This window comes from Metabacillus rhizolycopersici (genome assembly GCF_020075705.1).
On sequence record NZ_JAIQUM010000066.1, the window covers coordinates 16,413 to 29,077 of the forward strand.

Consider the following 12,665-nt stretch of genomic DNA (forward strand, 5'->3'; position numbering starts at 1 on the left):
TTTATTCTACTCCCTTCCAATCGTCTTTAATTTCTTCTAAGACCGGCCATTTTGTTTGATCAGTATTAACAATTGTTTGAATCATTGATACGGTCGCAGGATCATTTAGAAATAATTCAGGATCATAGACTACTTCTTTAATATTCTTATAAAAGTCATTTGGAAGAGATAACTCGATCATTATGATATCATATAGTTTCGATGAAATTGGATTTGCCTCGTGATAGGTCTTGATCATTTCTCTTACCCAAGTTGTATCCCATCTATATAAATCTGCCATTGTGCCGGTAATCAGTTTTGTCAAATCGCGAATAGGAAGGTCATAAGCAACACCGTCAAGGTCAATAATCCACATCCCATTTGGACCCATTTGCCCATTTGACCAGCCATAATCTTGGTGCACTAATCCCCAATATTCATTACCTTGTTGTGCTAACTCTAGGTAACTAGATTGATTTAATGCTTCTAAACTTCTTTTTGCTTGTTCTTCAAATTGATCTACAACATTCAGCAAATGGGAGCTTGCAGGCAATTCTTCATAAGCTTTAGCAATGTTTCGAAACCAAGCCATTTTGTTAATAACTTTTTGGTAACTTCTTGGCCATTTGTATATTCTAGACGCAACCTCTGCTTGATGAGGAGGAACATAGTCTTTGCTTAAGCGGTGAAATTCGCCAAGAGCGTTACAAAGCTGTTTGGCTCCTTCTAAATCTTTTGTTACAGGTGCTAAAGGTTCGATCCACTCAGCGATAAACCATAACTTTCCCCCAGCCTCAACATAATTATGTCCATCTTTTGTTTTTACGATAGGGGGAACTCTTGCTTCCTTAACATCAACTAAATATTCTTGAGCTCCCAAGCTAAACAGACTTCTAGTAGGTCTTCGGTGTAATATCTTTAAACTTTTTGGTCCTGCACTTGTTTCTAGTTTCCATATTAAGCCACCCTTATCTGCTTTTGTTGTGATTACTTGGATGCCTTGAACGGAGAAATCGTAATGTTTAAGAACATCTTGCGCCATTGTTTCAATATATTCAGGAACGAAAAACTCATCTTGTGTTAGTTCATCCACTTCCCAAGGCACAATTTGTATATTCTCCATGAAAAACCCTCCTTTTTATTTTTAAAAGTATTTTCCACCAGAATAAAGGTAAGGCCACGAGGGATTCATAATGTTCTTTTATTGGTTGTATTCATATAAAAGCATAATTTTATACTCTAATGTTCACGAAAATAGCTAACACAAAGTTAAAAAAGCTGATTTAGGATAACACTTGAAGTTTACTAGACCATTCGTGATAGTAAAAAATCCAATGCCTATTAATGTTGTGAGCATTTATTTAATTAGCTAGTTAACGTGAACAATAATGAACATTATTTCCCTATAGTTACATTATGGTACTAACTATGTTCTTTTTAAATATCCTGGGTTGTGGTTTATCAACACCACTAAGTAATCATACTTTTTATTAAACTATGTAAAAAATAAACTTTTGTATAGGACAGGTCACTTAAATTGTTAAGTAATTGTTGAATGAATAGCTTTAATATGGTATGAAAACTAATATTTTATAAAAAGTTTCTTATTATGTGCGAAAATCTCTTACACTTTATGTTATTTTTCCATAAGAATATAGAAAGTTCTTATTATAAGAAAAAATTTGTTTAAAAGGAGAGGTAGGGATAGGGATGAAGGTGCGTAAAGCGATTATCCCAGCTGCAGGGCTAGGCACAAGATTTTTACCTGCAACAAAGGCATTACCAAAAGAAATGCTTCCCATCGTCGATAAGCCGACCATTCAATATATAGTAGAAGAAGCAGTTGCATCTGGAATTGAAGATATAATTATCATAAGTGGCCGAAGCAAACGTTCTATCGAGGATCACTTTGATCAATCATATGAGTTGGAAGACGCTCTTTTAAAGAAGAATAAACAAATATTATTTGAGGAAGTTCAAAAAATATCCAATCTGGCAAATATTCATTATATACGTCAAAAAGAACCCAAAGGACTTGGTCATGCAATAAGTTGTGCGAGAAGTTTTATCGGTAATGAGCCGTTCGCAGTTTTATTAGGGGATGACATTGTCAATTCCTCAAAACCTTGTTTGAAGCAATTGATTGAACTTTATAATCGGTACAATTCAACAATAATAGCGGTGCAACCAGTATCAGAGAATGAAGTTTCAAGCTATGGAATCATTAAACCTATGGGAAACAAAATTGATGGAAATGTATTTAATATTGAAACGTTAGTTGAAAAGCCAAAAAAGGAGGATGCACCTTCTAGATATGCCATAATGGGACGGTATGTGTTAAGACCTGAAATTTTTGATATATTAAAAGATTTGCCACCTGGTTCTGGTGGTGAAATACAATTGACTGATGCACTAAAGATAATGAATCAAACACATGCAGTATACGCTTATGAGTTTCAAGGCCAAAGATATGATATTGGAAATAAAATGGGTTTTATTCGTGCAACAATCGATTTTGCATTACAGCGTCAAGACTTGAAAGAGGAGGTTATAGGGTATTTAAAAGAAGTGATTGCCAAGTACGATCTAAAAGAATAGCGAAAGGGAAGGAGACGATTTATTTTGTATTGAACAAGTCTGTAGGAATCTTATCTATCGCTACAAAGAAAATAGAAGGAAATATCATTGGTTTTGTCAATTATCGAGAATGTAATTTTTCAATCAAAGAGGCTAAATATTTTGGTGTAACCGCTGAATAGCTGTGATTGATAATGAAATAAGACCTCTACACTCATGTATGTAGAGGTCTTATTGTTGGTTCTCGTGTATATCAATCATTTCTCGGTAAGTGGACTGCCTTTACATGCTTAGCATTTACATAAGTTACTTCTTGCCTAGCAGTCACCAATTCTAAAATATTATTTTTGAAACTAAGGAGTTGACCCACTTTTCGAGTGTTCTCACCTAAATCGAATATAATCATTTTTCCAAACATCTTTTTTATTTGTTCATCAAGTGATCGAGCTAAAGAGAGTGTTGATGGATAATTGGCTAGAATTGTTCGATCTAAAGAATAAGGAACTTGATCATTTCGGTATGGTATCAGCCATTTTAAATGTTGCAGTGAAATATACATTGTATTATAGACGGGGGAATAAAAGACAAAGTAATCGTTCATGATATTCGTAACATAACCGTGAATTGATTGCTTCTTTGCTACAACAATTTCTGAAAATATTCCTTTTGAATTCGTTAATATTTTTCTTAATGACAATGAGTCTGAGTCAATTTCAAGTGGCTTTTGAGTTGGGGAATCGATAGGTTCAAGATCCTCATCTATATATAGGAGGTGAATGTTAGATATAGGGATATAGATGAAGTCTTTTCCATTAAAGAGCACAATTAGATCTGATCCTGTATCGATTAATACTCCGCTTTGTTGTAAGAGTCCGGGAAGTGCGACACAAATGTTTTTTCCAATAAACACCTTAAAATTATTCATAGAATCTCCTCCTTTTCTAAAAATAGTAATTTCAACTAAAATGTGGTTTATTATAAGGACTTTGTTGCTAGGGTCTTGACACTTCATCTGTTAAAGCTCAGGAGTCTTTGGCAATGAAGTGCCTTGATTTGCCCTAGGCAGATGGAGTCACTTGTTTTTTCTTTTAGATTGGGGAAATATAGGTTGCTAACGTTCAGTTAGTTATTAATGCGATTTTGTGCTTGTTTTAATGCAGCTTCTAGATTTGATGAAACTTGTTTTATTAACATATTATATGCTTCTCTTTTTCTATTATTCTTATCGGTGGCACTAGCATTGCTCGTATCTGCTTGTTGTTTAGAAGTCGTTTCTTGTTTTTGCTCTTTGTTTTTATCAGAACTATTATTTTTTGCATCTTCTTGTTGTTTAGAAGTCTCTTCTTGCTTTTGTTTGTTGTTTTTGTCAGAACTATTATTTTTTGTAACTTCTTGTTGTGATGTAGTTGTTTCTTCCTTTTGTTTCTTGTTCTTTTCATTCGTTGATTTATTTTCTTCATTTTTCTGATTTTCTTGTTTATTGCTGTTGTTTTCAGTTTGGTTATCCGTTTGATTTTGCTCTTCCTGTTGGTTTTCTGAATTCTCTTGTTGCTTTTTCTGGTCATGTTTTGATCCTTGAGAGATATTCCGGATGTGATATTCTGTGAGGCGGAAAACTTTTTCATGATGAATGACAGTTACATAGTCTTTTGTCATTTCAGCTAATACGCCTTCAACACTTTCAGGACCTCCGCGGTTAATTGTTACCCAGCTATGTTGAAAGCTTTTTAACAAGCTTGAAAAACTTTCAGCGGGCGCTACATACGTAGTCGGATTTTCAGCTGCTTCACCTTTTTCAACACTTACACTCTTAATATGGTGAATTTGATAATGAACATCAACATTATTTTCTGATCGAAGAGTTAAGAAGTTATCACTTATCCCTAATAAAGTACCTGTTAGACTTTCAGGACCACCTCTATCAATCTGCACATTTTTGAATTCCATAAGTTTTAATATTTCTTTAAAGGAATCAGATTCAAGGACTTCATATTCCTCAGAATTAGTAGTAGGTTCAATGCTTGTTTTTGAATTTTCTACAACACTTTTTAAATGACTTGTTTGGTAATAAACAACGTTATTATCATCAGTTAACAGAGCTATATAATCTTGCTTAACTTGTAACAAGAGACCTTCTTTTGATTCAGGGCCACCTTTAAAAGTTCGAACTTTTCGACCTTGTAATTTGACTAAATACGATAGATCTTTATCAGTACTCATTGTTATTCCTCCCTATCAGTTTCACTATAATTATGTTTGTAATGTATGTATATGTGGTGGGGGGCAATTTGCTATAAACTAGTATCACATTCATAAAAAATCCATTATATACTCAAGGACATTTACCCTATCAAGAAAATGATTTGTTGGGGGCTTGTCTACAAATATTAGGAAATCAAGATAGCTGATTGAGGTTTATTTTCTTACTATTCATTAGCTATTTCATAAGGATCGTTACCGTATTGTTAAAGGGAAAGTTATTTTCGACTTTTTAAATAAAGGTATTAAGTCGATGAATTCGTCCATAATTTAAAAAGATGAATAAATTCATATATATATAGGGTGATGAAGTTGACTGAACTTCCACTAAGAAAATATAAGCAGGTTGATGAAGATCTCTGGATTTCAAATTATGTTGCAAAGGCAAGAATAAAAACTGAATACAAAGTAAAGTCGTTACTTCATTATGAAATATCTCCTTATCAGGAAATAAGCGTTGTTGATACGAAAGGCTTTGGGAGAATGCTGGTTTTAGATGGGATTCCACAAAAATTCATCAGGTGAGGGTTTTATTTATAATGAAATGATTAGCCATATCCCAATCCGAAGGCAGTGGGGATGATAGGGGGTGGAGATTGTGGTCTCGCTCGTGAGGCAATGAAATATTCAGGAATTGAAAAAATCAATGTAGTTGAGATCAATCAATAAGTGACAGATGTGTGTAGAACATGGTTAACGCCCTCCTCTCATTATGACAATGATAAACGCTTTAGCATGATTCATATAGGTGGAGTAGATTGGATACAAGAAAACAAAGGAAACTATGATGTTTTGATGATTGATCGATCAGATCCGGTAGGTCCAGTTGCTAAGTTGTACAAAAAAGATTTTTACAACGATGTATATGAAGCCCTTACAGATGATGGTGTTTTTGTTATTCAGTCAGGATCTCCCTTTTATAACACCTCCACTTTACCATTGCCTCCAAAAAATACGATCCTCTCAAGGCAGATTTATCAAGGCTTCAAGACGAGGAAACAAAATATATTAACGCTGAAATTTTTCTTGCATCATTTGTTTTGCCTAATTATGTGAAACAATATAAGAGGAATAAAAATGTGGGTAGCCAAGTGGCTATTCTTTGATTTAGAACATAGACTGATTCATACGCATCTTTTTTCTGTCAATTGATTGGAATTCAAGCATAGAATGTGTTATTTCGATTATCAAGCAACTTTTATCCGCCAATTGATTGAGATTCCATGTTAATGAAGTTTTATTCTCCATTGCGTGAGATAAATCTGCCACAAAGCTCTCCTTATTGATTAACAAATGTATTCTGAAAATCGATCATTATTTCTGAAAAGATATCGATTAATTGTGAACGATGCTCCCTACGGAACGTTCGAGATAATTCAATTTGAAACGTATGAAAGTGGGGACCATATCCCTGATAACGTTCTCCATCACCAAGTCTATGAAAAGCAATAGATTCGTTCCCAATAAATTTTTGATCAAAAATAAGTGTTATGTCAGGAATGACTGGTTGCGCTTTTTTAGTTAGGGTTTCCTCGAACCAATCTCTTATCTCTGTCGAGCATGATCGGCCTCGAACAGTTCCAATCTCCATACCGAAGGGCCCATAATGGTCATCCTTCATCCCATGAAATGATAAATGCAGGTATGGGTGTGTGAGCTGATTTTGGTCAGAGTCTACTATATTTAGAAATTCGAGGATATCTTTAAGTGCATGCCTATATTCTTCTATGGCTAAGTCGTTATCACCGTTTGGACTCCGATTCAAATCTGCAAGCTTTCTGGATACTGTACTAATGATTCCTGCACATCTTGTTTTTACCATAATGCTCTCGACAATTTTGTCGGTAAATACATCTGCTGCTGGCGGTGTGGCATGTAAGGCATCGGCAAGACCACAGATAAAGCCATTTCCTTTGTTATATTTTACATAGTTTTGTTGAATATATTTCAAAGTCGTCTTCAGCTCCTTCCGTTTAAATTATACGTAGTTCCACTATACTATCAAATACAAAAATGGTGAAGGGTGTGAGTTTTACCAAAATAAATGCCGTAAACCGACATGCTCTAAAATATTGAGCTTTTTCCTTAAAAGGGCAATAGGTCTGGGGTATACATACATACTATTACTGGGAGCGTCATAATCATAGTATATAAAAAAGGAATCACATACTTTATATGTTATAAAAAGATTTTTTATTATTGGGGGTTTTACATGTGGATTTGATGAAGGAGAGATTCTGGATAGAATCTGATAAGGAGTTAACGCTAAAAATCCTTAATTTAAATAATGTTCCATCCATTGAACTAGTAGATCCAAAAACATGTATGTATCCGATTATTGGCAGAAAGTATGGTCAACATGGTGGAAAAGACATTTCGTTAATTCATACAAAGGAACAAGCGGTAGATGAAGGGTATGATTTTTATACAAAATTATATTCCATCGAAACCGAATATTACATGGAAATTGAAGGCCTTTCTGTAAAAGGGGTGGAACTAGCTTTTGTCCAACAAGCAATATTCAACGAAGTTCCCATTCGAACAGCAGTATTTGGATGGAATTGGAAGAAGGAAGAAATAAACACAATACCAATTGAATGGAGGACTATCGCGATTCGAGCACTATATGTAACAGGGCTTACACATGGTCTTGTGAAAATAGGTGTCCTGCAAAACGAATCAGTTATTGTACTAGATATTACTCCCATAAATAATAAGTTTTCAGAAGACGTTGTGGAATCAAAACTCCCTTTTTCAATAGGAGCGGATATAGAATTTATGTTGAGTTGTGATCATGAGCTGATACCTGCATCCACGTTCTTTCCGGTTGAAGGAGCGGTTGGATGTGATGAAAGGCAAATTGAGCAGGACAGTGGGGAATATGCATTAGTAGAAATAAGACCAGAAAAGGGTCAGACCCCACATGAACTATACACTCATATAAAACAGCTTATGGAAAAGGCTTCTGAAATGGTCCCTTATGAAAATATAGAATTTCATGCAGGTAGCATGCCTTTTAGAGGGTATCAATGTGGAGGGCATCTCCATTTTGGAATCCCGTCATCTTTATCTTTATTGCGAGCATTAGATTACTATCTTGCCATACCAGTAGCACTGACAGAGGAAACAAAGACAGCTAAACTAAGAAGAAAAACAAATCATGGAGGATTAGGGCGTTTTCGCGAAAAAACGTATGGTTTTGAATATATATCATTAAGTTCGTGGATTGTTGAACCAAATCTTACAAAATCGATATTATGTCTTGCTTATTTAGTTGCTACTCATCATCATGAGCTGCAAACTGAATTCTTGTTTCATCCGAACATACAACGTGCCTTTTACCATGGGAATCAACCCATACTCAAGCAACTTTGGGGAGACATAAAATCAACATTAATGAAGACATCGAGTTATTCCAGTTATGAAAATGAATTAGCTTACCTCTTTGACATTATTGAAAATGGAAATCGGTTTAACGAGTCTAGTGATATACGTAAGAACTGGGAGATGATAATTCCAAATCAAACCTATGACACAGGACTTATTATTCAAATTCCCAAAAAAATAAGACAAAAGTATAACCTGAAAGAAGGAGATTCAACCTTTGTTTGCGCAGGGAAAAACATGTCACCCGCAACCATCCATGCCTATCCATTCTCATTCCATAACTCAAATATGATTCAGCTTTCGAAATCACTGCGTTCAAAACTTATACTCCCACAAGATTGGAATCCTAAACTATTATCAGCGGGTAGGGTCATAACACTAGGTCCTATTATTGGGATTTTAGCTGCAAGACCTTTTGATCGCCAAACAACGTATTTTCAGCATTTATTCCGGCTTGCAAAAGAAAAGCAAATGTTTGTCTATGTATTTGAACCTCAAGATATCAACTGGGATCAACAAGTTATTAAAGGAACAACACTAAATGGTGAAGGTATATTTCCTTTTCCAGCTGTCATTTATGATCGTTTATTTAGTAGGAAAGCAAATAATGATTATGATATCGATGAAATCAGGGCTAAGCTGGAAACACTTAATAAAATTCCTTTTCTCAACCCACCTGCAATGGTTGAGCTTACAAGTAACAAGTGGGAAACACATCAACTTTTATCAGATGAACATGATGAATATTTACCAGAAACACGTCGATTCAAACATTTTACAGATTTAACGGAAATGCTTGACCGTTATGGAGAAGTGTTTATAAAACCGATAGATGGCTCTATGAGTAGAGGGGTCATGCGGATTATTCGTCGACCAACTGAGATCTTGATGTTTCATGTGTATACGAAAACAGTACAACAATTTAGTCGGGTAGAAGAATTATTTAACGTTATCGAGCCTTTCATTGAAACGACCCCACATTTGATACAGGAAGGAATCCGCAGGAAAAAGTACAATGGTAAAAACTTAGAAATTCGAGTATACATGCAAAAAAATGAAAAACAAATTTGGTTTCGAACAGGAATGGTCGCCCGTCTGACTAGTAACGAAGTGATGACAGAAGATTTAGAGGTTAACTTGCGCTTAAGCATTGTGATGAATCGTTTGTATCAAGATCCCACCGAACGAAGGTATATGACAAATCAATTAGGGCGTATTGCTCGAAAGATTGTTGCAACCGTTGAACAGGAGGTGGGGGACTTCGGGGAGCTTGCAGTAGATTTATGCATTGATCAATACGATTCTATAAAACTACTTGAAATCAATGCGAAGCCTGACAACTTATTTTCGCAAATTAGAGCTTATAAACTTCGCTCATTAGCTGGCATCCGTTTGCTTAATTATGCTGCTTCACTTGCTGGATATAAAAATCAAGTATAGAAGGAAACTCGTTCGAGATGATGAGTTACAAGGCAAGGGAGAATGGTGATGAAGAAAACAACACAACAACTTAATTAATAACTTACTAACGAGTAACCAGCAGAGGGAAATCAGTGAGCGGAGAGCTGATGAGTTCATATGAAACAGAAGATGTTGGCTACTTTTCTTTTGAAGAGGTAATGAGTATAATCACATTTGAATATTTTAAAGTGCGAATTATTCGATGTTTAAATGAGGGTGAATACCCTTTTATTCTGAGGAGGTAAGGAAGAAGATGAATTATTGCTAGTCATAAAGTGGTATTTCCATCAGAGAGATTGTTTTTACATCCCATACTGATACTTGCTCTAAGTCTTGAAGTTTGGGATTTACTGCCTGCTAATCTGCGATAAAATATATAAACAGAAAATAATCCTTACACATAAGTGGAGGGTTATTTTCTGTTAGAACAAGGCGATGATTATTACACTTAACACTATAAAAAATTAAGTTTTTGAGAATGAAAAAACAGTGCAAATTCACATTCGAATTGCACTGCGTCTTATTATTTGAATACCCTTCTTGCTTAAGACTGCAATTCCTGTTTATTCAACAAGCCCAAGTGATTTCAAGCCATTATAAATCCCTGAATCTGTTACTTTCGTTGTTTTATGTTTTGCATATTGAAAGAGGTCAGGGTGTCCATTTCCCATCGCAAAGCCTTCGCCAACATAACTAAGCATCTCTTTATCATTCATACCATCTCCAAATGCAATGGACTCGCTTCTAGAAATATTGAGATGCTCTAGTACGTGTTGAATTGCAATTCCTTTATTGACTTGATCTCTAATTACGTCGTAACAATGACGTAATCCATCAACATTTACTTGTGCTAAATGAATGCTCGGTTCCGCCTTTTCATATAGAGCAGGCTCGTTTTCACTTAAATTAAAAAGCGTAATGCCTAGGATTTTATCAATATCATCTTGAGAGAATTGTTCATTTTTTTTCATATGAAACGCTTGAATAAACTCTTTAACAATGGAACTTTCTAATTCAGTAAAAATATTTTTTTCATGCGTGTACATGACGAGCTTATGCTCATTGTCTTTGGCAATCTCTAAAAAATTCTCTACAGTACTTGAGTCCATAGGCGCTTTAAAAATATCCTGGCCTTTATGAATCGCATAGGCACCGTTATAGCCTATGAAGGATTGAATGTTAAGCTCAAGAGCAAGATGGGCTATTTCGTGTAATGGTCTACCAGTAGCAAGAAAAACCTCGATTCCTTTTTGCTTTAGCTCATTAATTGCTAGCTTTGTTGAATCCTCGATCGTGTTATCAGGTCGTAAAATAGTTCCATCAATGTCTAAAAATAAAATTTTGTAATGAGTCATAATCTTCTCCAATGTTTTTATTTTATCGCAATTAATAGGCAGTAAATACCGACTTAAAGTCTTAAGTAGGAAGAGATAAATCGGTAAGACACTACCAGTAAAGGCTAAAACAATCTTACTATTCATCAGTTGAGTATGAAGAAAAATGGACTGATGGAAGCCTCACATTATCGTATAAAGAGATTTTAACATAGAAAATATAGTGAAAGAAAATATTCATACTTTTAAAATGCACTATTAAGGTCATCTTTCAAGAAATGGCATAATTAAAAATGGTGTAGGTGAAAAAATTCTAAGTAAATAATAAAAAATTTTTTTCATATTTGTTTAATAATCTTTTACGTGGATATACTAGTAATCGAAATAATCATCAAAAGTGTTTAGATTTAGGAGGAAATTGTTAATGGCACAAGGAAAAGTAAAATGGTTTAATTCAGAAAAAGGTTTTGGATTTATTGAAGTTGAGGGTGGAGAAGATGTATTTGTCCATTTCTCTTCAATTCAAGGAGAAGGTTATAAAAGCTTAGATGAAGGTCAAGAAGTTACTTTTGATATTGAAGAAGGTAACAGAGGACCACAAGCTGCGAACGTTCAAAAAATATAAAACCCAATAAACCAACTAAACAGGCTCTTTTTAAGAGTCTGTTTTTGCGTTCAACAATAGCGATTAATCAAATAATTCAGAGTTGCGAAATAATTTGATAGATGGTATTCTTGCATAGTTAAATTTTCTATAATATACATTAATAGAATAGTAAGGTTGATAACTCTTGGTTGTGGGATGGCAAGTAATTTCTCACTAAATTCGCGTGTATGTTACGAAGTTTTCTATGTGAAGGAATTCTATATAAGTAGTAACAAATATCTCGAATGAAACGAACAAAAGATACACAGAATATTACTAAATCTTTTACTAGATAGAATCACAAAATGAAATGAGTTGTTTTAGAGAGGAAGATATTATATTCATAAAGTAATCTGTAAAAAGAATATAGTAACAGTAGTTGCTGATAACATGTATTTATCTCAAAATAATGGAAGTAATCTCCTTGAATGAAAATGACATTTGATGTAATGTTCATTCTGTACCTAATTACTTGCAACAAGGGGATGGAAATTTCCTATTGATGTAAGCTATACTATATAAGAATCTACTAAATGGTTAAAGAGAGGAAATGAACATGTCAAAACAACAAATTGGTGTAATCGGTTTAGCTGTAATGGGAAAAAATCTTGCATTAAACATTGAAAGCAGAGGCTATTCAGTTGCTGTATTCAACCGTTCATTTGAAAAAACAGAAGCGTTTTTAAAGAACGAAGCAGAAGGCAAAAACTTTGTTGGTGCAAAAACAATTGAAGAATTTGTTAATTCATTAGAAAAACCACGTAAAATTCTTTTAATGGTTCAAGCAGGAGCGGCAACTGACGCAACGATTGATTCATTAAAACCTTATCTTGAAGAAGGCGACATCTTAATGGATGGCGGAAATACATTCTTCCAAGATACAATTAGACGTAACAAAGAATTAGAATCAACAGGCATTCACTTCATCGGTACTGGTGTTTCAGGTGGAGAAGAAGGAGCTCTTAAAGGACCTTCTATTATGCCAGGTGGACAAAAAGAAGCGTATGAACTAGTGGCGCCAA

11 protein-coding genes and 1 pseudogene are annotated in these 12,665 nt (G+C 34.5%); 7 read left to right on the forward strand and 5 right to left on the reverse strand.

Annotated features, from left to right (window positions below):
• Position 1 precedes the first annotated feature (1 nt).
• Positions 2 to 1,102, reverse strand: coding sequence for a CotS family spore coat protein (locus K9V48_RS21425; protein ID WP_224141175.1), 1,101 nt, complete (start codon positions 1,100 to 1,102; stop codon positions 2 to 4).
• Between the two features lie 587 nt (positions 1,103 to 1,689).
• On the opposite strand from K9V48_RS21425, the gene galU reads away from it, so the two are divergent.
• The gene (gene galU / locus K9V48_RS21430; RefSeq protein WP_224141176.1) at positions 1,690 to 2,577 is read left to right on the forward strand and encodes a UTP--glucose-1-phosphate uridylyltransferase GalU; all 888 of its coding nucleotides are present in this window, start codon (positions 1,690 to 1,692) and stop codon (positions 2,575 to 2,577) included.
• A 29-nt stretch (positions 2,578 to 2,606) separates the two neighbouring features.
• Positions 2,607 to 2,738 carry a hypothetical protein gene (locus tag K9V48_RS29180; protein WP_263432909.1) on the forward strand — a complete coding sequence of 44 codons (132 nt, stop codon included), beginning with the start codon at positions 2,607 to 2,609 and terminating at the stop codon, positions 2,736 to 2,738.
• A 71-nt stretch (positions 2,739 to 2,809) separates the two neighbouring features.
• Here K9V48_RS29180 and K9V48_RS21435 read toward each other — a convergent pair whose 3' ends face one another.
• On the reverse strand, positions 2,810 to 3,481 hold the full coding sequence (locus K9V48_RS21435; protein ID WP_224141177.1) for a YwrJ family protein: 672 nt from the start codon (positions 3,479 to 3,481) through the stop codon (positions 2,810 to 2,812).
• Between the two features lie 197 nt (positions 3,482 to 3,678).
• Positions 3,679 to 4,776: a hypothetical protein gene (locus tag K9V48_RS21440; protein ID WP_224141178.1), complete on the reverse strand. Its 1,098-nt coding sequence runs from the start codon at positions 4,774 to 4,776 to the stop codon at positions 3,679 to 3,681.
• Between the two features lie 351 nt (positions 4,777 to 5,127).
• Between K9V48_RS21440 and K9V48_RS21445 the strand changes: the two genes are divergently transcribed.
• Together K9V48_RS21445 and K9V48_RS21450 are read left to right on the forward strand one after the other, a co-directional pair.
• A complete protein-coding gene (locus K9V48_RS21445) occupies positions 5,128 to 5,340 on the forward strand; it encodes a hypothetical protein (protein WP_224141179.1) in 213 nt (70 codons plus the stop codon).
• Positions 5,341 to 5,394: 54 nt separating this feature from the next.
• Positions 5,395 to 5,871 (forward strand): annotated as a pseudogene (locus K9V48_RS21450) (spermine/spermidine synthase domain-containing protein).
• A gap of 223 nt (positions 5,872 to 6,094) precedes the next feature.
• Here the strand turns inward: K9V48_RS21450 and K9V48_RS21455 are convergent.
• On the reverse strand, positions 6,095 to 6,766 hold the full coding sequence (locus K9V48_RS21455) for an N-formylglutamate amidohydrolase (RefSeq protein ID WP_224141180.1): 672 nt from the start codon (positions 6,764 to 6,766) through the stop codon (positions 6,095 to 6,097).
• Between the two features lie 272 nt (positions 6,767 to 7,038).
• On the opposite strand from K9V48_RS21455, the gene K9V48_RS21460 reads away from it, so the two are divergent.
• A complete protein-coding gene (locus K9V48_RS21460; RefSeq protein ID WP_224141184.1) occupies positions 7,039 to 9,642 on the forward strand; it encodes a putative amidoligase domain-containing protein in 2,604 nt (867 codons plus the stop codon).
• A gap of 584 nt (positions 9,643 to 10,226) precedes the next feature.
• Here K9V48_RS21460 and K9V48_RS21465 read toward each other — a convergent pair.
• Entirely contained in the window at positions 10,227 to 11,018 is a 792-nt protein-coding gene (locus K9V48_RS21465; protein ID WP_224141181.1) for an HAD family hydrolase, read from the reverse strand.
• Positions 11,019 to 11,421: 403 nt separating this feature from the next.
• On the opposite strand from K9V48_RS21465, the gene K9V48_RS21470 reads away from it, so the two are divergent.
• Both K9V48_RS21470 and K9V48_RS21475 read left to right on the forward strand, forming a co-directional pair.
• On the forward strand, positions 11,422 to 11,622 hold the full coding sequence (locus tag K9V48_RS21470; RefSeq protein WP_224141182.1) for a cold-shock protein: 201 nt from the start codon (positions 11,422 to 11,424) through the stop codon (positions 11,620 to 11,622).
• A gap of 577 nt (positions 11,623 to 12,199) precedes the next feature.
• A partial coding sequence (locus K9V48_RS21475) for an NAD(P)-binding domain-containing protein (protein ID WP_263432910.1) occupies positions 12,200 to 12,665 on the forward strand: 466 nt, incomplete at its 3' end.